25 protein-coding genes are annotated in these 21,722 nt (G+C 60.7%); 20 read left to right on the top strand and 5 right to left on the bottom strand.

The window, feature by feature from the left end:
* Positions 1 to 17 precede the first annotated feature (17 nt).
* The 19 genes from ACL2XG_RS16295 (at position 18) to ACL2XG_RS16205 (ending at position 17,325) form a co-directional block, all read left to right on the top strand.
* Positions 18 to 1,412, top strand: coding sequence for a glycoside hydrolase family 1 protein (locus ACL2XG_RS16295; protein ID WP_413721748.1), 1,395 nt, complete (start codon positions 18 to 20; stop codon positions 1,410 to 1,412).
* Positions 1,409 to 1,744, top strand: a complete 336-nt coding sequence (locus ACL2XG_RS16290) for a PTS lactose/cellobiose transporter subunit IIA (protein WP_410012875.1) — start codon at positions 1,409 to 1,411, stop codon at positions 1,742 to 1,744. Before ACL2XG_RS16295 ends, ACL2XG_RS16290 begins: the two co-directional genes overlap by 4 nt.
* Positions 1,728 to 2,657 carry a LacI family DNA-binding transcriptional regulator gene (locus ACL2XG_RS16285; RefSeq protein WP_410012874.1) on the top strand — a complete coding sequence of 310 codons (930 nt, stop codon included), beginning with the start codon at positions 1,728 to 1,730 and terminating at the stop codon, positions 2,655 to 2,657. Before ACL2XG_RS16290 ends, ACL2XG_RS16285 begins: the two co-directional genes overlap by 17 nt.
* A 297-nt stretch (positions 2,658 to 2,954) precedes the next feature.
* Positions 2,955 to 3,344 carry a hypothetical protein gene (locus ACL2XG_RS16280; RefSeq protein WP_413721749.1) on the top strand — a complete coding sequence of 130 codons (390 nt, stop codon included), beginning with the start codon at positions 2,955 to 2,957 and terminating at the stop codon, positions 3,342 to 3,344.
* A 272-nt stretch (positions 3,345 to 3,616) separates the two neighbouring features.
* Entirely contained in the window at positions 3,617 to 4,339 is a 723-nt protein-coding gene (locus ACL2XG_RS16275; protein WP_413721750.1) for a beta-ketoacyl synthase chain length factor, read from the top strand.
* A complete protein-coding gene (locus ACL2XG_RS16270; RefSeq protein WP_413721751.1) occupies positions 4,339 to 5,142 on the top strand; it encodes a lysophospholipid acyltransferase family protein in 804 nt (267 codons plus the stop codon). Before ACL2XG_RS16275 ends, ACL2XG_RS16270 begins: the two co-directional genes overlap by 1 nt.
* An 18-nt stretch (positions 5,143 to 5,160) precedes the next feature.
* A complete protein-coding gene (locus ACL2XG_RS16265) occupies positions 5,161 to 5,424 on the top strand; it encodes a phosphopantetheine-binding protein (RefSeq protein WP_413721752.1) in 264 nt (87 codons plus the stop codon).
* A 39-nt stretch (positions 5,425 to 5,463) separates the two neighbouring features.
* Entirely contained in the window at positions 5,464 to 5,709 is a 246-nt protein-coding gene (locus ACL2XG_RS16260) for an acyl carrier protein (RefSeq protein ID WP_410012869.1), read from the top strand.
* A gap of 4 nt (positions 5,710 to 5,713) precedes the next feature.
* On the top strand, positions 5,714 to 6,310 hold the full coding sequence (locus tag ACL2XG_RS16255) for a hypothetical protein (RefSeq protein WP_410012868.1): 597 nt from the start codon (positions 5,714 to 5,716) through the stop codon (positions 6,308 to 6,310).
* Positions 6,277 to 8,067, top strand: coding sequence for an AMP-binding protein (locus ACL2XG_RS16250; RefSeq protein ID WP_413721753.1), 1,791 nt, complete (start codon positions 6,277 to 6,279; stop codon positions 8,065 to 8,067). Before ACL2XG_RS16255 ends, ACL2XG_RS16250 begins: the two co-directional genes overlap by 34 nt.
* A complete protein-coding gene (locus ACL2XG_RS16245) occupies positions 8,058 to 9,797 on the top strand; it encodes a glycosyltransferase family 2 protein (protein ID WP_413721754.1) in 1,740 nt (579 codons plus the stop codon). Before ACL2XG_RS16250 ends, ACL2XG_RS16245 begins: the two co-directional genes overlap by 10 nt.
* 4 nt (positions 9,798 to 9,801) lie before the next feature.
* Positions 9,802 to 10,221, top strand: coding sequence for an acyl-CoA thioesterase (locus tag ACL2XG_RS16240; RefSeq protein WP_410016676.1), 420 nt, complete (start codon positions 9,802 to 9,804; stop codon positions 10,219 to 10,221).
* A complete protein-coding gene (locus ACL2XG_RS16235; protein WP_410016675.1) occupies positions 10,221 to 10,832 on the top strand; it encodes a LolA family protein in 612 nt (203 codons plus the stop codon). Before ACL2XG_RS16240 ends, ACL2XG_RS16235 begins: the two co-directional genes overlap by 1 nt.
* Complete coding sequence (locus tag ACL2XG_RS16230) at positions 10,804 to 13,134, top strand: MMPL family transporter (protein ID WP_413721755.1); 2,331 nt, start codon at positions 10,804 to 10,806, stop codon at positions 13,132 to 13,134. The genes ACL2XG_RS16235 and ACL2XG_RS16230 overlap by 29 nt, the downstream gene beginning before the upstream one ends.
* Positions 13,134 to 13,700: a DUF3261 domain-containing protein gene (locus ACL2XG_RS16225; protein WP_410012864.1), complete on the top strand. Its 567-nt coding sequence runs from the start codon at positions 13,134 to 13,136 to the stop codon at positions 13,698 to 13,700. Before ACL2XG_RS16230 ends, ACL2XG_RS16225 begins: the two co-directional genes overlap by 1 nt.
* Positions 13,701 to 13,703: 3 nt before the next feature.
* Positions 13,704 to 14,888, top strand: a complete 1,185-nt coding sequence (locus tag ACL2XG_RS16220; protein WP_413721756.1) for a beta-ketoacyl-[acyl-carrier-protein] synthase family protein — start codon at positions 13,704 to 13,706, stop codon at positions 14,886 to 14,888.
* 10 nt (positions 14,889 to 14,898) lie between these two features.
* On the top strand, positions 14,899 to 15,360 hold the full coding sequence (locus ACL2XG_RS16215; RefSeq protein ID WP_413723519.1) for a 3-hydroxy-fatty acyl-ACP dehydratase: 462 nt from the start codon (positions 14,899 to 14,901) through the stop codon (positions 15,358 to 15,360).
* A 4-nt stretch (positions 15,361 to 15,364) separates the two neighbouring features.
* Positions 15,365 to 16,096 (top strand): 3-ketoacyl-ACP reductase FabG2, encoded by a 732-nt coding sequence (locus tag ACL2XG_RS16210; protein WP_413721757.1) that lies wholly within the window; start codon positions 15,365 to 15,367, stop codon positions 16,094 to 16,096.
* Entirely contained in the window at positions 16,093 to 17,325 is a 1,233-nt protein-coding gene (locus ACL2XG_RS16205) for a beta-ketoacyl-ACP synthase (protein ID WP_410012861.1), read from the top strand. The genes ACL2XG_RS16210 and ACL2XG_RS16205 overlap by 4 nt, the downstream gene beginning before the upstream one ends.
* Here the strand turns inward: ACL2XG_RS16205 and ACL2XG_RS16200 are convergent.
* From ACL2XG_RS16200 to ACL2XG_RS16180, 5 genes are all read right to left on the bottom strand, one after another.
* The gene (locus ACL2XG_RS16200; RefSeq protein ID WP_413721758.1) at positions 17,306 to 18,076 is read right to left on the bottom strand and encodes a hypothetical protein; all 771 of its coding nucleotides are present in this window, start codon (positions 18,074 to 18,076) and stop codon (positions 17,306 to 17,308) included. The genes ACL2XG_RS16205 and ACL2XG_RS16200 overlap by 20 nt on opposite strands.
* Positions 18,077 to 18,241: 165 nt before the next feature.
* Positions 18,242 to 18,526: a DNA-binding protein gene (locus tag ACL2XG_RS16195; protein WP_413721759.1), complete on the bottom strand. Its 285-nt coding sequence runs from the start codon at positions 18,524 to 18,526 to the stop codon at positions 18,242 to 18,244.
* Positions 18,527 to 18,583: 57 nt separating this feature from the next.
* Positions 18,584 to 19,039, bottom strand: coding sequence for a PTS sugar transporter subunit IIA (locus ACL2XG_RS16190; RefSeq protein WP_410012858.1), 456 nt, complete (start codon positions 19,037 to 19,039; stop codon positions 18,584 to 18,586).
* A gap of 2 nt (positions 19,040 to 19,041) precedes the next feature.
* The gene (locus ACL2XG_RS16185) at positions 19,042 to 20,415 is read right to left on the bottom strand and encodes a PTS galactitol transporter subunit IIC (protein WP_410012857.1); all 1,374 of its coding nucleotides are present in this window, start codon (positions 20,413 to 20,415) and stop codon (positions 19,042 to 19,044) included.
* Positions 20,416 to 20,419: 4 nt separating this feature from the next.
* On the bottom strand, positions 20,420 to 20,701 hold the full coding sequence (locus ACL2XG_RS16180) for a PTS sugar transporter subunit IIB (RefSeq protein WP_410012856.1): 282 nt from the start codon (positions 20,699 to 20,701) through the stop codon (positions 20,420 to 20,422).
* A gap of 337 nt (positions 20,702 to 21,038) precedes the next feature.
* Between ACL2XG_RS16180 and yieH the strand changes: the two genes are divergently transcribed.
* Complete coding sequence (gene yieH / locus ACL2XG_RS16175) at positions 21,039 to 21,722, top strand: 6-phosphogluconate phosphatase (RefSeq protein ID WP_413721760.1); 684 nt, start codon at positions 21,039 to 21,041, stop codon at positions 21,720 to 21,722.

Raw genomic sequence — 21,722 nt, 5'->3', positions numbered from 1 at the left:
AACATGGAGACCTTTTTATGCAGTATCAATTTCCGGATGATTTTTGGTGGGGCAGCGCCAGCTCGGCGCCGCAAACCGAGGGGGAGAGCCTGGGCCACGGCAAAGCCGCCACCGTCTGGGACCACTGGTATGCCTTGCAGCCCGAACGTTTTTTCCAACGGGTCGGGCCGGGGGATACCTCGACCTTTTACCGCCACTGGCGCGACGATATCGCCCTGCTCAAACAAACCGGCCATAACAGCTTTCGCACCTCGATATCCTGGGCGCGGCTGATCCCGGACGGCCGGGGCGACTGCAATCCGCAGGCGGTGGCGTTTTATAACCAGGTTATCGACGAACTGCTGGCGCAGGGCATTACGCCTTTTATTAACCTGTTCCATTTCGATATGCCGATGAGCATGCAGGCGCTGGGCGGCTTTGAAAACCGCCAGGTGGTGGACGCCTATGCCGATTATGCCGCCCGGTGTTTTGCCCTGTTCGGCGATCGGGTCAGGCGCTGGTTTACCTTTAACGAACCGATCGTGCCGGTGGAAGGGGGGTATTTATATGATTTCCACTATCCCAACGTGGTGGATTTCAAACGCGCCGCCACCGTGGCCTATCACACCATGCTGGCGCACGCCGCGGCGGTACGGCGTTTTCGCCAGGACGGCCGGGACGGCGACATCGGCATTATCCTCAACCTGACCCCCTCCTATCCCCGCTCGCAGCACCAGGCGGATCTGGCGGCGGCGAATAACGCCGATCTGCTGTTTAACCGCAGCTTCCTCGACCCGGCGCTGCGCGGGCATTATCCGCAGGAGCTGATCGCGCTGCTGGCGCGTTACGATCAACTGCCGGCCTGCCGTCCCGGCGACGACGAACTGCTGGCCGCGGGCATCGTGGACCTGCTCGGCATCAATTATTACCAGCCGCGCCGGGTGCAGTGCCGGATGAACCAGGTCAACCCCGACAGCCCGTTTATGCCCGAATGGCTGTTCGATCATTACCAGATGCCTGGGCGTAAAATGAATCCCTGGCGCGGCTGGGAAATCTACGAGCGCGGCGTCTACGATATTCTCACCAACCTCCGGGAAAACTATCATAACCCGCGTTGTTTTATTTCCGAAAACGGCATGGGCGTAGAGGATGAACTGCGTTTTATGCAAAACGGCAGGATCGAGGATGACTATCGCATCGATTTCGTACGCGAACATCTTATCTGGGTACACCGCGCGCTGGCGGAGGGCAGCCGCTGCCTCGGTTATCATATGTGGACCTTTATCGATAACTGGTCCTGGAGCAACGCCTATAAAAACCGTTACGGCCTGGTGCAGCTCGACCTCGCCACGCAGCGGCGCACGGTGAAAAAAAGCGGCCGCTGGTTTGCCGGCGTGGCGCGCAATCACGGCTTTGACGGAGAAAGTACATGATAGATATGGAAACCACGATAATGACCCTGCTGGTCAACGCCGGCGAAGCCCGCAGCCTGTGCATGACGGCGCTGGCCTGCGCCCGCGACGGCGATGTCGACCGCGCCGGGATGCTGCTGGCGGACGCGGATAACTTTATCAAAGCCGCCCATCGCCTCCAGACCGGCCTTATCGGCGCGGACCAGGGCGAAGGCAAAATCCCCATGACCCTGATTTTGGTGCATGCGCAGGATCATTTAATGAATGCCATCTTGGCGCGGGAATTGATTAATGAGATGGTGATACTTTATCAACGGCAACAAGCACAGCAGGATTATGGCGACCATAAATGATGTTTCCCGTTTGGCGCGGGTATCAAAAGCCACGGTATCCCGTGTGCTCAGCGGTAATCGCGGCGTCAGGGAAGAGAGCCGCCAGGCGGTGCTGAAGGCCGCCCAGGCGCTGAACTACCAGCCCAACCTGATTGCCCAGTCCCTAAGCGCCCAGTCCACCGGTTGCGTGGGGGTCATCTGCGCGATGGAGTCCATGCAGCATGCGGTGAATTACCTGCCGGCGCTGGAAAAACAGTTCCGCCGCCATAACAAGCATCTGCTGCTGCGCTTTGCCGATAGCGCCGCCGGCGTCGAGAGCGCCGTATCGTCGCTGGGACGGGGGTTATGCGATGCCATGATTGTTATCGGCGCGCGTTTCGAACTGCCGCCATTGGACGGCAGCGTGGTGCTAATCGACTGCCTGAACGCGCCGGGCGCGCTCAGCATCAGCTTCGATCACGCCTTTGCCGCCGAAACCGCCTGCCAGTACCTGATAAGCCACGGCCGCCGCCAGTTGGCGCTGCTGAACTACCCCGACGGCGAAACCGCGGAAAACGTACTGCACGGCTACCGCCAGGGGCTCGAATACCATCTGGTGCCCTATAACCGCCGGTTGGTCGCCTGCCGCGCGCCCTCGCCACGCGCGGCGCTCCAGGCGCTGATCAACAGCGGTACCCCGTTCAACGGGCTGGTCGTCATGAACCAGGCCGACGCCCAGGAGGCCATCTCGGTACTGCACGCCTACCGGCGCGACGTACCTGAGCAATTGGCCATCATCAGCCTGGATGGCGCCACGCCCCTGCCCGGATCCCTGCGGCCGCTGCCGGCCATTGAATACCCCCTGGAAAAACTGGCGGAACAGGCGCTGGCGATGATAACCGATGCCGACGGCCGCGGCCCGCTGGTGATCCGCGGCGATCTGGTGGCCGGATAAAACGCCCGCGCCGGCGGCGGCGGGCCTGCATCGGTTATCACCTCGTTATTGAACATACCCGTACCTGTAAATGATAACTGTTAATTGCGGGCGGTCCTTCACCCCTAAATAGCGATATTTACATCCCCGGCCCGGTTGTTTATGATGTTTACGCCGCAGCGGACATCATCAGGATAAAACTATTTCTTTAGCGGCTTTCCATCAGCACGTTAATTTTTTTATTAGTCTAATAAACTGACCTAAAGAAATTTTACCGACACCATTAATACTTAAATCATTTACAGGGAAATGTAGAAAATGAATCTTTTAAAACCGGCCGTTGTTTTTTTTGTGTGCATTCTCGCCCTGGCCGGCTGCGCCCGCACCGCCGCCATCGCCAACGTCAATACCCCGCTGGCGGCCCACTATTCCGACGATCGGGTAAAAAACGCTATTTTACAAGCGGGCCTGGCGCGGCAATGGAAAATGACCCCGGTCCAGCCCGGTATCATTAACGGCCGGCTTGACCTGCGCGGCCATCAGGCCGATATTCAAATCGTCTACAGCGCTACCGGTTATAAGATCAATTATATTACCAGTAAAAATCTGTTGGCAGACGGCAAAGGCCATATTCACCGCAATTATAATAACTGGATAAATAACCTCGATAAGGATATCCAGTTAAAATTGTCCGCAACCGCGCAATAAGTCAAGCCAGTGATTTCAGGGCCGGTCTATAACCGGCCATTTTTGCAGGCCTTGACCTTTCCTGGTTTCTCATCACGGCAAGCTGCCCGACAGTCCGGCTAATTCTCGCCGGAGCGGCCGGATTGCGCCAAACAGCCATGCTATCCTGCCGTCGGCATGCGCGGGTTGGCGGCCAACGGCGCATTTATGCATTGTAAACAAATGTAAACGTGGCATCAACGTATCGGCTATGATAGATAAGAGACCTGAAAGGGTGATGCCAGTGAGATTATATGCAAATATCGTTAAACATCCTTGACTGGCAGGCCTCGGCGCCCGGCTTGTCCGGGCGGGACGACTGGCGGCGCTGGAGCGTTGCCGCGCCGCTTATCGCCCGCGATGCGCCGCTGCCGGACTGCCCTCACCTGCCGATGATGACGGCCCGGCGCCTGAGCGCGGGCAGCCGGCTGGCGGTAGACAACGGCCTGGCGTTGTTGCAGCGCCATCAGCCCGATGCGGTAATTTTTTCCAGCCGTCACGGCGAGCTGGAGCGCAACCAGCGTATACTCGAGGCGCTGGCGGGGCTCACGCCGCCGTCTCCCACCGATTTCGCCATGTCGGTACACAATGCCGCCGTCGGCAGCCTGACGATAGTGGCGAAGGCGCCGCTGGCATCCGCCTCTCTTTCCGCCGGGGAAGACAGTTTCCAGCAGGGCCTGGTTGAAGCGCAGCTATTTTTGCACAGCGGTTATCAGCGGGTGCTGCTGGTGGATTTCGATAATACCATCCCGGCATTCTACCGCCCGTACCTGGCGGAACAGACCCCGGATTATCCTTATGCAGTGGCGCTGTTGCTGACGCCGGGCGCTACGCTGCGCTGCCGATCGCAGCGCCTGGATAAGCCCGTTTCTCCCGGCATGCTGCCGCAAAGCCTGGCTTTCCTGCACGGCTGGTTAAGCGGCGCGCCGGCGTTTACCCTGACCAGCGAGCGCCTGAGCTGGCACTGGAGTTGTTAATGAGCACCCGCGTGGCCACACCCGCCGTCCGCCGGCCCGATAATCAACTGAAGTTTGTCTGGCGCATGCTGATGACCGGCTGTTGCTTCGCTTTATTCGGAATCGGCGGATTGCTGCTGACGGCGTGGTTTCATATCCTGTGCCTGCGGCAAAAAGATCCGCATGCGCGCACCCGCCGCGCGCGCGCGGTCATTTCCGGCAGCTTCCGGTTATTCCTCGGGGTCACGCGGCGGCTGGGCGTTCTGGATTACCATATCCACGGCGCGCATCTGTTGCGCGAAGATAGCGGTAACCTGGTACTGGCGAATCATCCGACGCTGCTTGATTACGTACTGCTGGCCTCGGTCATGCCGCAATGCGATTGCATCGTCAAGCGGGCGCTATTGGATAACATTTATGTCCGCGGGGCCATCAGGGCGGCGGATTACCTGATTAATACGCAGGCGGAGCTGCTGCTCATGGAAAGCAGTAAACGGCTGCACGCGGGGAGCAGCCTGCTGATTTTTCCGGAAGGAACGCGATCGCGCCCCGGCGTACCGATGAAGCTGCACCGCGGGGCGGCGAACCTGGCGGTGCGCAGCGCATGCGATATCCGTATTGTCCATATCCACTGCAGCCAGCTGTTTCTCAGCAAGGGCAGCAAGTGGTACCAGATCCCGCGGACCAAGCCGCTGTTCACCGTTGAGGTCAAGGCGCGGTTTTCCGCCGGTGATTTTTTTGCCGGTGGGGACCCGTCGCCCGCGCTGGCGGCGCGGCGTCTGACCCGGCATTTGGCCGGGATCCTGGCACCGGAACATAGCTAAATTTTTTGAGATAACATCATGGAACAGCTTAACCAGGAAATTAAACAGTTGATAATCGACACCCTGAATCTGGAAGGGATCGGCAGGGACGACATCGACACCGACGCACCGCTGTTTGGCGATGGGCTGAGCTTGGACTCTATCGACGCCCTGGAATTGGGGCTGGCGGTAAAAAACCGTTATAACGTCGTACTTTCGGCGGAAAACCAGGAAATACGCAGGCACTTTTTTTCGGTGGCTACCTTGTCGGCGTTTATTCAGTCGCAACGCGCCGCCGGATAAGTATTCTTCAAAGCAGTGCTTATAAAAACAGGTCCAAAGATGGATAAACACGCAATTTACCAAGACGTGACGCAACTGCTGATCGCATTATTTGAAATCGACCCGGCACTTATCACGCCACAGGCGCGCCTGTATGAGGATTTGGATCTCGACAGCATCGACGCCGTGGATATGGTGGTGCATTTGCAGAAAAAAACCGGCAGGAAAATCAAGCCCGAGGCATTTAAATCCGTACGCACGGTGCAGGATGTGGTGGATGCGGTGGCCATACTGCTGGCGGAATAACGCCGTGACTGCCCGTTGCGCGGCTGTCCCGGCCCGCTTCCTGGCGCTCGGGGCGGCCCGCCTGTTCAGCCTGGGGGGGATGATACTGTATCCGTTCGCCGTGTGGTACGGCAGCGCCCACGGGCGACCCGGCCTGACGGCGCTGGCGCTGGCCGCCGTTTTCCTGCTGCGTCTGCTGGTGCTGCGGGGCCTGCTGCCGGCGCTGGACTGGCTGGCCAAAGCGCTGGCGCTGTTCGGCATCCTGCTGTGCGCGGCCAGTTGGCTGCTGCGAAGCCATCATTTACTGCTCTGGTATCCGGTGATGATGAACCTATTGATGCTGCTGCTGTTTGGCGCATCGCTGCTCAGCCGGGCCAGCGTGGTGGAACGTCTGGCCCGGCTGCGGCGACCCCGGCTGCCGCCGCGGGCGATAGCCTATACACGGCGGGTGACGCAGGCCTGGTGCCTGTTTTTTATGATTAACGGCGGCGTGGCGCTGTTTACCTGCCTGTACGGGAATATGTCCTTATGGGCGCTGTATAACGGCGTCATCAGTTATCTGCTGATGGGGCTGCTGATGGGAACGGAATGGATAATCAGGAAACGGACACAAGCCGGCTAGCGCCTTTGCCATTTTTCCCTCCCGCGCGCTGGCTGAGCCGGGAGCGCCCCGATGCCACGCCTGTCGCCTGGCAGGGCGATCGATGCCTCGACCTGGGGCAATTGCGCCATGACGTCACGGTATTATGGCATGCCCTGGCCGATGCCGGCGGCACTCGGTGGGCGCTGTGCTTCGACGATGCCTACGGCTTCCTGGTGGCGCTGCTCGCGCTTTGGCATAGCGGCAAAACGCCGGTCATTCCCGGCCATAACCGGCAGGCGCTGCTGGCGGAGCAACGGCATTTATTCGACGGCGTCATCAGCACCCTGCCGCTGGCCCTGGACTGCCCGCTGCTTGACCCCCGGCAGCATCAACAGCCCGCCGCCCTGCCCCTGCCGCCGCTGGCGGAAGACGCCCGTCTGGTATTGTTCACCTCCGGCTCCACCGGCCGGCCGAAAGAGGTGACCAAAACGCTGCGCGCCATGGAAACCGAATCCCGCTGGCTGGCGGCGCTGATGCGCGACCAGGCGGGCGGGGATACGCTTGCCGGGTGCCGGGTGATCTCAAGCGTTACCCATCAGCATTTATACGGACTGACCTTCGCCCTTTTTCTACCGATGAGCCTGGGCCTGCCCTTTACCCTGGAAATCGCGCGTTATCCGGAACAATTTATCCGCCAGTGCGCCGGGCACCCGGTGCTGTTTATCAGCAGTCCGGCCTTTCTGGCGCGCATCGACCCCCGGCTGCCCGCGCCGCGCTGTATTGCGCTATTTTCCGCCGGCGGGCCGCTGTCCTGGCCCGACGCACGGGCCGCCGGTCAATGGCTGTCGGCCGCGGTGACCGATATTTACGGCGCCACCGAAACCGGAATTCTGGCCTGGCGGCGCCGCTTTGGCGAGACTGATTTATGGCAACCGTTCGACGGCGTTGAATTTCATGCCGCCGCGGGCGGGATCAGGGCGACTTCGGCGCTGATAGCCGGGCCTGAAGGGCAATTACTGGACGATCGGCTGGTATTCGGCGAAGATGGCCGTCAGTTTTCCCTGGCGGGACGCGACGATCGGGTGGTCAATATCGAAGAAAAGCGGCTGTCGCTGGCCGACATCGAGCAGCGCCTGAACGCGCTGCCGGATATCGCCGAGGCGGTGGCGCTGCCGCTGACCAGGCACGGCCGCCACACCCTCGGCGCGGTGATCGTGCTGTCGCCGGCGGGAAAAGAACGCCTGGCCGCAGGCTCCATGCCGGCGCTGGTGCGGCAATACCGGCGCGCGCTCGGCGCCTGGCTCGAACCGGTGGCCGTGCCGCGTTACTGGCGCGTGGCCGGCGCGCTGCCGCGTACGGCGCGAGGCAAATACGACTGGGATCGGCTCAAGGAGTTGTTTTTTATTATGCTTCCCACTGAGATTTCCCGCCTGACGCCGGACTGGAACCGGGCCGAACTGCTGCTGCGGCTGGATCCGGCTCTGTTCTGGTTTCGCGGCCATTTTCCCGCACGGCCGATATTACCGGGGGTGGCGCAGGTAGATTGGGCGCTGCACTATTTCCGGGAGCTGCTGGCGCGTGAAGCGCCGGGCGGCGATCAGCCGGCGCCCGCCGTTCAGTTCAGCGGCATTGAGAACGTTAAGTTCCAGCTTCCGGTTAAACCGGGCCAAACGCTGCGCCTGCATCTGGAGTGGCAGGCGCCGCACCGGTTATTACGCTTTCGCTATACGCTTTGCGATGCCGATCTCATGGACGGGCCCACGGTCAGCAGCGGGAAAATAATGCTATGTCCCTGACCGATGCCCGCGCCGCGGAGCCGACGACCTGTGTCATCATCCCCTGTTTCAACCATGGTCCCATGCTGACCGGGGTACTGACGCGCCTGCGGCCCTACGGCCTGCACTGCTTTATTATCGACGACGGCAGCGGCGCCCCTACCCGGAACATCCTTGAGCGGCTTTGCGCCGGGCAAGACGGCATCACCCTGCTGCGCCTGGCGGCAAACCAGGGTAAGGGCCGGGCGGTAATGACGGGACTTGCCGCCGCGGCGGCGGCCGGTTATACCCATGCGCTGCAGGTGGACGCCGACGGCCAGCATCAGCTGGAGGACATCCCCCTGCTGCTGCGCGCCGCCGCCGCCGCGCCGGATAAGCTGATTTCCGGCCGGCCGGTATACGATGATTCGGTGCCGCGCGCCAGGCTGTATGGCCGCTATATTACCCATGTCTGGGTATGGATCGAAACGCTGTCGCTGTCGCTGCAAGACAGCATGTGCGGCTTTCGCGTCTATCCCATCGCCGCCACCCTGTCGCTGGGCCGGCGGGTTACGCTTGGCGCGCGCATGGACTTCGATACCGAGGTGATGGTCCGCCTTTATTGGCAGGGCAACGAGAGCCTGTTTGTGCCGACCCGGGTCATCTACCCCGTGGACGGATTATCCCATTTTGACGGGCTGCGCGATAACTGCCGCATTTCCTGGATGCATACCCGGCTGTTTTTCGGCATGTTGCCGCGTATTCCCACGCTGTTGCGGCGCAACTGGCGGCGGCGCCCGCCGTCCCTGCATTGGTCCGGCATGGCCGAGCGGCACGGCGCCATGGGTATGCGTTTTATGCTGGCCGCCTACCGTTGCGGCGGCCGCAGGCTATTTAACGCCTTGCTCTATCCGGTTATCGGTTATTTTTGGCTCACCGGCCGGGCCCAGCGCCGCGCGTCCGGGCAGTATTTGCACCGGCTGAGACAGACCGCCGCCCTCCAGGGTATTGAGCTGCCGGGCAGCTTGTCCAGTTTTCGCCATTTTATGCGCTTCGGCGACGCGATGCTGGATAAGCTGGCCGGCTGGCAAGGCGATATCAGGCTCGGGGAGCAGATTGATTTTGCCGAACAGTCCCCGGCGCAGCCGGATATCGACCGCCAGCGCGGCCTGCTGATCCTGGCCTCCCACCTGGGCGATATTGAAGTCTGCCGCGCCCTGGCGCAGGGCGGCGGCCGGGTCAAGATCAACGCGCTGGTATTCAGCGCCCACGCGCAGCGTTTCAGGAGGCTGCTGGAACAGATCAACCCGGATGCGGGCATCAACCTGATCCCGGTGACGGATATCGGGCCGGAAACCGCCATCCTGCTGCGCGAGAAGCTGGATCTGGGGGAATGGGTGGCCATCGTCGGCGATCGCACGCCGGTACAGGCGCAGCAACGGGGCGCCGGACGCCGGGTAATATGGAGTGAATTCCTCGGCCGGCCCGCGCCGTTCCCCCAAGGCCCGTTTGTGCTGGCGGCGGCCCTGCGCTGCCCTGTAGCCCTAATGTTTGCCCTGAAAGAGCAGGGCAAGCTACGTATTTATTACGAACATTTCGCCGACCGGCTCGAACTGCCGCGCCAGCAGCGGCAGCAGGCGCTGCAGCAAACCGTCGACAGGTATGCGGGGCGGTTGCAGCACTACTGCCTGCGCTCGCCGCTCGACTGGTTTAATTTTTTTGATTTCTGGCGCCTGCCCGACGAGCAGGCGCCGCAGCCACCCGAGGCCTGATATGCTGTTAACCGATCCGCGGTTTAGCGCGGAAATAGAGATAACCGTTCCGTTTCATGATGTCGACGCCATGGGCGTCGTTTGGCACGGCCACTATTTGCGGTATATGGAGATCGCGCGCGAGGCGCTGCTTAATCAGTTCGATTACGGCTACCGGCAGATGGAAGCTTCCGGTTATCTGTGGCCGGTAGTGGATGCGCGCGTCAAATACCGCGCGCCGCTGACCTTTGAGCAATCCATCCGCGTTCAGGCGCGCATTGAGGAATACGAGAACCGCCTGCGCATCGGCTACAGCATTTTCGACCGGCCGAGCGGTAATAAAACCACCACCGGCTACACCATCCAGGTGGCGGTGGAGCGCCACAGCCGCGAGCTCTGTTTTGTCAGCCCGCAGGCACTGTTGCAACGCATGGGGATAGTATGATGAAAAAGCTGTTGCCGGGCCTGCTGCTTTGCTGCCTTGCCGCCGTCAACGCCCGGGCGGTTACGCTTGATGCGCTGCAGCAGCGTTTCGCCGGGCAGCCGGTGGTGCGCGCGCATTTTGATCAGCAGCGCAGCATCAGCGGCATCGCCCGCCCGCTGCGCTCATCGGGCGAGCTGCTTATCGCCCGGCAAAACGGTCTGTGGTGGCAGCAGCAGCAGCCGTTTCTGCTAACCCTGATCCTCAACGACAGCAAAATGGTGCAAATCACCGGCAACCAGCCGCCTGAGGTGGTCACCGCCGCCGGTAATCCGCAGATGTTCCGCTTTAATCATCTGCTGCGCGCCCTGTTCCAGGCCGACCGCGCGGTGCTGGAGCAAAACTTTACCCTGCAATTCACCGATAAAGGCCAGGAAAACTGGCAACTGGTGCTGGTGCCAAAGACTTCACCGCTGGATAAGCTCTTCACGGCCATCACGCTTACCGGCCAAACCTATCTTGATCATATCCTGCTGGAGGATAAGCAGGGAGACAGCACCGCCATTACCTTCAGCCGGCAGCGCACGCAGCCCGGGGTACTGAGCCATGACGAGCAGCAGCGCTTTGAGCAGTGAATCCTTCAGTAAATTCTACCTGCGCGCGGCGGCGGCCTGGCTGCTGATCTGCCTGGGGCTGTTGCTGGCGTTGGCGCTGCTGCTGCCGCGCAGCCAGATTAACAGCAGCGTATTGGCGTTGCTGCCGCGCCAGGCCATGGGCCCGTTGCCGCCGGCGGTGTACGACGGTTTTATGCAACGCCTCGACCGCCAGCTGGTCTGGATGGTCAGTCCCGCCGACGGGCAGGGATTGGCGCCGGTGCAATGGTGGGCGCAACAGGTGGCTGCCCTGCCCGGCATGGGCGCGGTGAAAGGCCCGATGACCGAACAGCAGCAGCAGCAATGGGGCCGGTTTTATTTCCAGCATCGTAACGCCATGATTGACGACCAGACCCGCGCGCGGCTGCAACAGGGCGGCGGCGCGCAGGCCGATTGGATTGCCGGCCAGCTTTACTCCGCGTTTGCCGGGGTCGGCGGCCAGGAACTGCAGCACGACCCGCTGCTGCTGGTGCGCGGGTCCCAGCTGGCGCTGCAACAGTCCGCCGGCCGCCTGACCCTTGACCAGGGCTGGCTGATGAGCCGGGACCCGCAGGGCGCCGCATGGTATCTGATCCACGCAGAGCTGGCCGCCTCCTCCTATGATATGCAGTCGTCCCATCAGGTGGCCCTGCGGCTGGCGCAACTGCGCCAGCAATTGGAAACGCGCTGGCCGGGCGCGCGGCTGTTATCCCGCGGCACGCTGTTTTACAGCGACTACGCCAGCCAGCAGGCCAGGCATGATATTTCCACCCTGGGACTGGCGACGGTCATCGGCGTGCTGCTGCTGATCGGGCTGGTATTCCGTTCGCCGCTGCCCCTGCTATGCTGCGCCCTGTCGGTGGCCGTCGGCGCGCTGGCGGGCACCGTGGCCTGCCTGCTGCTCTTTGGCGAGCTGCATGTCATGACGCTGATGATGAGCATCAGCATCGTCGGCATTTCCGCCGACTACACGCTCTACTACCTGACCGAGCGCCTGGTACACGGCCGGCAAAATACACCGATGGCCAGCCTGCGCAAGGTACTGCCGGCGCTGTCGGCGGCGCTGGCGACCACGGTGGCGGCCTACCTTATCATGGTGCTGGCCCCCTTCCCCGGCCTGCGTCAGCTGGCGGTGTTCGCCGCCGCCGGGCTGAGCGCCGCCTGCCTGACGGTGATCTGCTGGTACCCGCTGCTCACCAGGCGTTTGCCGGTGCGGCCCACCCCGGCGTTGCCGCTTATCCGCGCCTGGCTGTCCGCCTGGCGGCATCGTAAGGTCCTGCGCGTCGGCCTGCCGCTGGCGCTGGCCGTATTTACCCTGGCCGGGCTGCTGCAACTGCGGATTGACGATGATATCGCCCAATTGCAGGCGCTGCCGCAGCAGATTCATCAGCAGGAAGAAGACATCGCCCGGCTCTCCGGTCAGGAACAGGATCAAAAATGGTTGGTGGTTACCGGCGCCAGCGCGGAGCAGACGCTGCAGCGCATGGAGCAACTGGCGCCGGCCCTGGCGCAGGCGCAAAGCCGGGGCATTCTGGCGGGCTACCGGATGCCGCCGTTGTCGTCGCAGCGGCGCCAGCGCGAGGATCTGGCCTTGCTGACCCGGGCGGCGCCGGCGGCGGTCGAGCGCCTGGGGCAAATCGGGGTGGGCGCCGCGGCGCCCGATCTCAGTCCGATGCCGGTATCGCCCACGGACTGGCTGGCGAGCGTGGTCAGCGAAGGCTGGCGCCTGTTATGGCTTAGCCTGGCCGACGGGCAAAGCGCGGTACTGATCCCGGTAAGCGGCGTGACCGACAGTGCGGCGCTGCGACACCTTGCCCAATCCCGGCCCGGCGTCAGCTGGGTGGATCGCAAGGCGGACTTCGATGCGATGTTCGCCGCCTACCGGCATAAGCTCGGCTGGCTGCTGCTGGCCTCGATTGGGGTGATTGCCGCGAGCTTTATCGCGCGCCAGGGCTGGCGGCAGGGCCTGCTAAGCCTGATCCCGACGCTATTATCCCTGGGGGCGGGCCTGTCGGTGCTGGCGTTAAGCGGCCATGCGCTGAATTTATTTTCCATGCTGGCGCTGGTATTGGTGCTGGGCATCGGCATCAACTATCAGCTGTTTTTCGCCAATCCGCGCGGCACACCCTCCACGTCGATGCTGGCGGTGACCCTGGCGGTGATGACCACTTCCCTGACCCTGGGCATGCTGGTGTTCAGCCACACCCAGGCCATCGCCAGCTTCGGCATCGTTCTGTGCAGCGGTATTTTCACCGCCTTTTTATTGTCGCCGCTGGCTTTGCCGCCCGGGCGGGGGGATTATTGATGAAAGCATTATCCGCACTGGTGCTGCTGCCGGCCCTGCTGCTTGCCGCCTGCGCCGCCGGACCGAAAGCGCCGTCGGCCTGGCTAAAACCCGGGGTGTCCGTAAGGCTGCCGCAGCCCGGCATAACACCGGCCATCAGCGAACAGCAGTTACTGACCGCCACAGTACCGGGACACGGTGCGCAATCCCTGCTGGTGCTGCTGAATGCCGATGGGCAGCGGTTAACCCTGGTGGGGCTGTCATCGCTCGGTATCCGCCTGTTTAAAGTCGCCTACGACCGGCAGGGGATCCATACCGAGCAATCGGTGGTGCTGCCGCAGCTGCCGCCGGCGAGCCAGGTTTTGGCGGATATCATGCTAAGCTATTGGCCGGCCGCGGCCTGGCGCGAGGTGCTGCCGCCAGGCTGGACGCTGGTGGACCAGGCCGACCGGCGGGTGCTGGCGGATCCCGGCGGCCATAGCGTAACCGAGATACGCTATGGGTTAATTGCGGGCCGGCGTCAGCCGGTCGAGCTGCATAACCTGGTTTTCCATTACCAGATCGCCATTCAACATCTGGACGACTAAACGATGATTTCAATTTCAGCGGTCGGCATGCTAAATGCCCTGGGTAACGATATGGCGGAGATCGCCGCCAATCTTACGCGCGGCGTGGCGCCGGGGATGAAACTGAGCCATGACTGGCTATTGCGGGGGCGTCCCTGCTGGCTGGGAGCGGTTACCGGCCCTCTGCCGCGGATACCCGCCCGGCTTCAGCGCCACGATAGCCGTAATAATCGCCTGCTGCTGGGGGCGCTGGCGCAAATCCGCGCCCAGGTGGACGACGCCGTGGCCGCCTTTGGCGCGGAGCGCGTGGCCATCGTGCTGGGCACCAGCACCTCGGGGCTGGATGAATGCGATCGGCAGGTTACCGCCGCCGCGCGCGGGGAAACATCGCCAGGATATTATTATCAGATGCAGGAATTAGGGGATCCGGCGCGTTTTCTCGCCGCGTTCCTGCAATTGGAGGGCCCGGCCTATACCTTATCCACCGCCTGCTCTTCCAGCGCGCGGGCGATTATCAGCGGACGCCGGCTGATTGAAACCGGCATGGCGGACGCGGCCATCGTCGGCGGCGCCGATAGCCTGAGCCGGATGCCGATCAACGGGTTCGACAGCCTGGAATCGTTATCCGCGGAACGCTGCCGGCCGTTCAGCGCCGAGCGCGACGGCATCAGCATCGGCGAAGGCGCGGCGCTGCTGCTGCTGACCCGGGCGCAGGGCGCCGTTGCCCTGCGGGGCATCGGCGAATCCTCCGACGCCTGGCATATGTCAGCGCCCCATCCCGAAGGCAGCGGCGCGATCCGCGCCATTGAAATGGCCCTGGCGGACGCCAATCTCGCGGCGTCGGATATCGGTTACATTAATCTACACGGTACCGCCACCCCGCTGAACGACCGCATCGAAGCGCTGGTGATTCACCGTCTGTTCGGTCAACAGGTTCCCTGCAGTTCAACCAAACACCTGACCGGCCATACGCTGGGCGCCGCCGGGGCAATCGAGGCGGCGCTCGGCTGGTTATTGCTGACCGACTCCCTGCCGCTGCCGCCGCAGGATTTCTCCGCCGCCACCCTCGATCCCGGCCTGGCGGAGTTCGGCCTGCTGACCGCGCCCGCCCGCCTGGCCCGGCGTTATATCATGTCCAACTCGTTCGCCTTCGGCGGCAATAATACCTGCCTTATTCTGGGCGATAACGAGGTAAGCCATGTTGCCTGAAACACCCGTCATGCCCGATGCCTTGCCCGCCGCGCACTATCTGCCGCACGACACGCCGATGGTGCTGATCGAACACGTCTGCGCTATCGACGATCTGCATGCCCGCTGCCGGGTCGCCGTCGGCCGCGAAGGCGTGCTGGGTCCCTTTCTGAATAGGCACGGCGATTTGCCCGCCTGGTACGCACTGGAGATGATGGCGCAAACCATCGGCGTCTGGTCCGGCTGGCATGGGCGGCAGCGCGGCGAGCCGCCCCGTCCCGGCCTGCTGTTGGGCGCGCGCGCCTTACACTGCGCCCGGCCGGTATTTCCCCATGGCAGCGAGCTGGATATCAGCATCAGCCTGTTGCTGCGGGATGAGCGTATCGGCAGCTTTGAATGCCGGATAGAGTGCGCCGGCGACACCCTTGCTTCCGGGCGGCTGAATACTTATCAGCCCGATGAAAATGAAATTAACCCATTATTACAGGAATAAGACGATGACACGCTCGGTATTGGTGACGGGAGCCAGTAAGGGAATAGGACGCGCGATAGCCTGCCAGCTGGCGCGGGACGGCTTTACGGCAATCGTTCACTATCATCATGACCGGGCAGGGGCGGAGGAAACGCTGCTGCGGATAACGGCGCAGGGCGGCCGGGGACGGATTATCGCCTTTGATGTCGCCGACCGCGACGCATGCCGTCAGGCGATAACGGCGGATATCGACCGGCACGGCGCGTATTACGGCGTGGTCAGCAATGCCGGCATGACCCGCGACGGCGCCTTCCCGGCGCTGGACGGCGAGGATTGGGACAGTGTAATGCATACCAATCTCGACAGTTTCTATAACGTATTACATCCCTGCATCATGCCGATGATCGGCCTGCGCGGCGGCGGGCGCATCATCACCCTGTCCTCGGTATCCGGTCTCATCGGCAACCGGGGACAGGTCAACTACAGCGCGGCCAAGGCCGGCATTATCGGCGCCACCAAGGCGCTGGCGGTTGAGCTGGCGAAACGGCATATCACCGTTAACTGCATTGCGCCGGGGCTGATTGATACCGGCATGATCGACCTGGACGCGCGCGCCCTGGACCAGGCCATGGGCCTTATCCCGATGAAACGCATGGGGCAGGCGGATGAAGTGGCGGGACTTGCCGGCTACCTGATGTCGGACATGGCCGGTTATATCACACGCCAGGTCATCTCCATTAACGGAGGCATGCTATGAACCGCCGCGTGGTGATTACCGGCATGGGCGGCGTCACCGCCTTTGGCGAAAGCTGGCAGGCGGTGGCGCAAGGCCTTAAGCGCCTGGAAAACGCCGTGGTCGCCATGCCGCAGTGGCGCGAGTTCGACGGGTTGAATACCCTGCTGGCCGCCCCGCTGCCCGCCTTTGCGCTGCCCGAACATTATACCCGCAAGCGCATCCGCTCCATGGGCCGGGTATCGCTGCTGGCGACCCGGGCCACCGAACTGGCGCTGGAACAGGCGGGGCTGCTGAATGATGCCATCCTGACCGGCGGCGAAACAGGCATTGCCTACGGCTCGTCCACCGGCAGCACCAAACCCATCAGCGATTTCGCCACCATGCTGACGGAGAAACACACCCACAATATCACCGGCACCACCTATGTGCAGATGATGCCGCATACCACGGCGGTCAATGCCGGATTGTTCTTCGGCCTGCGCGGCCGGGTAATCCCCACCTCCAGCGCCTGCACCTCCGGCAGCCAGGCCATCGGGTATGCCTATGAAGCCATCAAGCATGGCTACCAAACGGTCATGGTGGCCGGCGGCGCCGAGGAACTCTGTCCTTCCGAGGCGGCGGCCTTCGATACGCTGTTTGCCACCAGCCAGCTTAACGACGCGCCTAAGCTCACACCCGCCCCCTTTGATGTCAACCGGGACGGACTGGTCATTGGCGAAGGCGCGGGCACGCTGGTATTGGAAGCGCTGGATTTTGCCCGGGCCAGGGGCGCCACTATTTATGGCGAGCTGGTGGGGTTCGCCACCAACTGCGATGCCAGCCATATTACCCAGCCGCAGCAGTCCACCATGCAAATCTGCATGGCGCAGGCGCTGCAAAACGCCGGCGTATCCAGCGGTGACATCGGCTATATCAGCGCGCACGGCACCGCCACGGAACGCGGCGACATTGCCGAGAGCCGCGCCACCGCCGCGCTATTCGGTAATACCACGCCGATATCCTCGCTGAAGAGCTATTTCGGCCACACGCTGGGGGCCTGCGGCGCGCTGGAAGCCTGGATGAGCCTGGAAATGATGCGCGAGGGCTGGTTTGCCCCAACGCTTAACCTGCGCCAGCCGGACCCGGAATGCGGCGATTTGGACTATATCACCGGCCAGCCCAGGCTCATCGACACCGGTTATATCCAGTCCAATAACTTTGCCTTCGGCGGTATTAATACTTCACTGATTATTAAACGCTGGGCACACTGACGCCGCCCGCGCGCTCATCCACCAAGCCGATGCCCGTTCCATTGGTGCCGCCGGTCGCGGCATTGGCAAGAATATAGCCCCATAACACGGCCATGGCATGCAGTGAATCGCCAAATTTTTTAGAACCGGAACACGACAAATCCATACGGCCTATTTCCATGGCCAGAACGAGCAGCGACACGGCAAAACTTTTCTGCCCTTTGCAGCTGCTATCTATATGCCTCAGCATACCGATGCCCGGATGGTCATCACCCTTATTTATTATTTCACATGCCTTTTTCTTTGCGCGGCCATGAATTAAGTTCTGCGCTTTCGATTCAGCCAGCCGTATAACGGCAATCCCGATAAAATAAACCTTTTCTTCAACTGTCTGTTGTTTATCTCCCAGGGACGGCAAAGGGACCATAAGGTCGTTAATGATAAGGGTAGCTCTTGCCATTGACGGCTCATCAAGTAATGGTACGATAGCGCCCATCTTGGGGTGAGAACTGTTTGTGGCGCCAAAAGACCACTGTTGGTCGCCATGATGAAAATAATTGCCGACATAAGCCAGCATATCGGCCATGCGCTGCATTACGCGCCGGAAAAAAGGCTTGTGAACGGGCATATTAGTAGCGCTAGCATTTATAGATATTTGACTATTACTGATCGAGTTTACCTCGGATATAAGCGGTTGATTGGCCTCCTCAGCATAATCAAGGTAATCATTATTTATATCATGCCGTATATTGGTTGCCGAAAAATACCACATAACCTTCCTTGGTAACGATAAATTAAATATAAGCACCTTTTCCCGGCCCATTTAATGATAAACCAACGCGGTTGTACATGTACTTTTATGCAATGATAATTTGACGATCCTTGCTTAATATTGCTTAAACCAAACAAACCGGGACAGCAAGCGAACACCGGACGCCTATTTTTTAGGTTTTGCCGCGATCATCTCCACCTGAACGGAAGGATCCATGGCCTCCACCGCCTTTTGCAGCTCCGCCAGGGCGAATTTCAGGGAGGCGATCTCCTGCTGCAGCGCCCGCACTTCGAGCGAAGTGCGGTTGGCTTTGGGAAACGCGTCAAGCACGTCATGTTCATGAAACATGCGCACCTGACGGTTATCCAGGTTAACCATCTGATATTTCAGGCGGCCGCTGTTGATGGCGTTATAAACCGTCTTGCGGCTGACCATTGCTATCTCAATCACCTGGCTTATTCTTAACATCGCATTTCTCTGAAGGCGTAGGGAGATTCCGGCTTCATTCTAACGGGTAGTGATGGATTCAGTGAACAGTTTCGCGATGCCCTCCGGCGAGTTTCCGCCGATTTTGTTAACCTGCTCAATATCCCCCAGCAATGCAAACAGGGATTGGATAATGGCCACTTTTTCGCACGACGGATCGATGGCCATTAACACCACGACGGCCGGTTTTACCACCGCTTGTGGCTCATCGGTGCGATGGAACTCCACCCCCGCCTGGTTTACCGCGACGGCAAAGCCGGTGGCGAGCACATGTTCAAACTCGGTATGGGGTATGGCGATACTGTGCGTCTCCATATCGATGCCGGTGGGATAAACCGCTTCCCGATCAAGCACGCCCTGGCGAAAGCTTGCTTTGACCAAGCCGTCCGCGTACAGGCTGTCCGCCATCAGGGTCAGCAGTTCATCACGGCTTATCGGCTGGGTAATGGTGAAGACGCGCTCGGCGCTGAACATCATGATTATTCTCCCATCTCTGTGCCGGCGGCGCCCGTTTGCGCCGCCAACCGGTCCTCACGGAGGATTTTTTTGCGGTTCCATAGCGCCAGCAGCAGCGCCAAGAGGATCAGCACGCCGACGCCGATGGCCTTGAAATAGAACCCCTGGATAATGACCCAGGGCAGCATTGCGCCGGCATAATCAACGCTGCTGATACTGGTTGCGCCATGGGGTAACGAGAACCCGGTGCTGACGGCGGTACTGGTCACCAGCGGCGCCAGGCTGGTGCCGATTAACAGCGCCAGGCTCAGGGTAAGCAGGCCGGTGAGCAGGGTGCGGAACATATCGCCCCGGCATACGGCGGTCACCAGCACAAAGGCAAACGGCAGGCCCGTCAGCGAGGCGAACGGCAGAAACTGATTACCGGGGATAATCGCCGCCAGCACCAGCATAATCGGGATCATCAGCATCGACACCGACAGGGTAACCGGATGGCCGACGCTGACGGCGGAATCCAGCCCGATGGAAATTTTGCCGAACGAACCGGCCCGGGACTGCGCAATTTCCTGGATACGCTCGCTGATGGGATAGACCCCTTCCATCAACATCTTGGCCATGCGGGGGATAATGGTCATCACCGCGGCCATGGTGATGGCGGTTTGCAGGATGGCCTTCACATCAACCCCGGCGATAACGGCCAGGATGGCGCCGATAATCGCGCCCAGGCAGGCGGGATCGCCTAATATCGATAAGCGCTTTTGAATCACATCGGTATCGATTTTAATATCGCGCACGCCGGGGATACGATCGACTATCGCGTTAACCAGCCAGGCGGCGGGCACAAACGACGCGGAAAAACCATGCGGCACCGAGATACCCGGCAAATTGAGGTATTTTTCCACATCGGCGGTGGTGCGATCGGCTATCACCATGGTGACGATACAGTTCAGCCCGGCGGCCAGCACCCCCAGCCAGAGGTTACCGGTGATAATGGCCACCAGCGAGCCGGTAAACGCGTGATGCCACAGGTTCCAGATATCCACGTTCAGGATACGGGTGGTCTTGGTATAGAGCATCAGGACATTGATGGCGACGCACACCGGGATCACCAGCGCGCCGACCCGGGTACCCATGGCCACGGCGGCGGCGGCGGGCCATCCCATGTCCAATACCGTCAGGTTCAGGCCGAACCGCTCGACAATGGCATGGCTGACGGGCGTTAACGAATCAATCATCAGGTTAACGGTAATGCTTAATCCGATAAAACCGATCCCCACCATCAGCCCGGCTTTAATCGATTTGGCGATGGATAAACGCAGCAGCAATCCCAGCAGAATGAAGATCAGGGGCATCATGACCGAGGCCCCCATGCTCACGATATAATCGATAACAAACATGGTATTAACCCTCGGCGAGAATCAATTCTTTAACGCTGCTGAATACTTTGTCGGTCCCCATGCCGGTCAACAGGGGCAAAGCGTTAATGACCGGTACGGACACTTTCACCGGCGAGGTGGAAACGATAAAGTCCACATCGTCGCGGGTGGCGGCTTCCGCCACGGTACCCTGTGATATGCGCACCTTATCCAGCAAGTTTTCCCCCTGCAGGTAAGCTTCCAGTTTTTTCAGCGCCACGGTGCTGGTGGCAACGCCGGCGCCGCAGCAAATCATCATATGTTTCATAGTCAGTTCCCAGTCGAAGAAGTGGGATGATTAAAACATGTTAATGAATCGCTAAATGTGATCGATGTGTAATTTTACACACTGAGATGACAATATATTTTTAACTACACTATTATCCTTATATATGTTGTTGATATATAATTGTTTATATTATAAAAAACATTATGGCCGTGTGTTCCACTGTGTAACACCCACCAGCCGGGTTAAGCGGGTATCCACCGCTGCCCGCGGCCGGGGCCAAAAAACAGGCGCGGCAACGGGTTAAGCGATCGCTTGTCCGCCCTGATCGGGTAAAGTAAGAGCGGATATTCCCGGCAACGGTATAAGGACAGGGTTAATGACGGACAAAACATGCGTATTATTTGATTGTGACGGCACGCTGGTGGACAGCGAGATCTTGTGTTGCGAGGCCTATGTGCTCCTGTTCGCCCAATACGGCATTGCGCTGACGCTTACCGATGCCATCAGGGATTTCAAAGGCGTAAAACTCAATGACATCTTCGATCGTATGAGGGAACAGCACGGCCTGCGCCAGCGGGCGGATATCCTGGAAGCCGAGTACCGCGCGCATGTAGCCCGGCTGTTTGATGAGCGGCTGGTTGCCATCGAGGGCGTGCGCGAGCTTTTGCAGCGGATCGTCGTACCGATGGCGGTGGTGTCCAACGGTCCGGTCAGTAAAATGGAGCACTCGCTTGGCCTGACGTCGCTGCTGCCGTTTTTTGCGCAACGTCTGTTCAGCGGTTACGATGTGCAGCGCTGGAAGCCCGACCCGGCGGTGATCCATCATGCCGCCGCCCAGCTGGGGGTACCGGTGGCGCAATGCATTTTAGTCGAGGATTCGGTGTCCGGCGTCCAGGCGGGCATCGCCGCCGGCATGCCGGTATTTTACTATTGCGCCGATGCGCATAATCCGCCGATTGACCACCCGCTGGTCACCCGCTTTGATGATATGGGTCAGCTGCCGGCGTTATGGCGCGCGCGGGGATGGGCGTTGACCGGCGCACCGGAAGTATTGGTATGA

Origin of the sequence: Sodalis sp. RH24, from assembly GCF_047324145.1 — a bacterium.
In the GTDB taxonomy this organism is placed as follows: Bacteria; Pseudomonadota; Gammaproteobacteria; order Enterobacterales; family Enterobacteriaceae; genus Acerihabitans.
The sequence above is the reverse complement of the archived record's forward strand: the minus strand, read 5'-3'. Positions and strand labels throughout refer to the sequence as shown.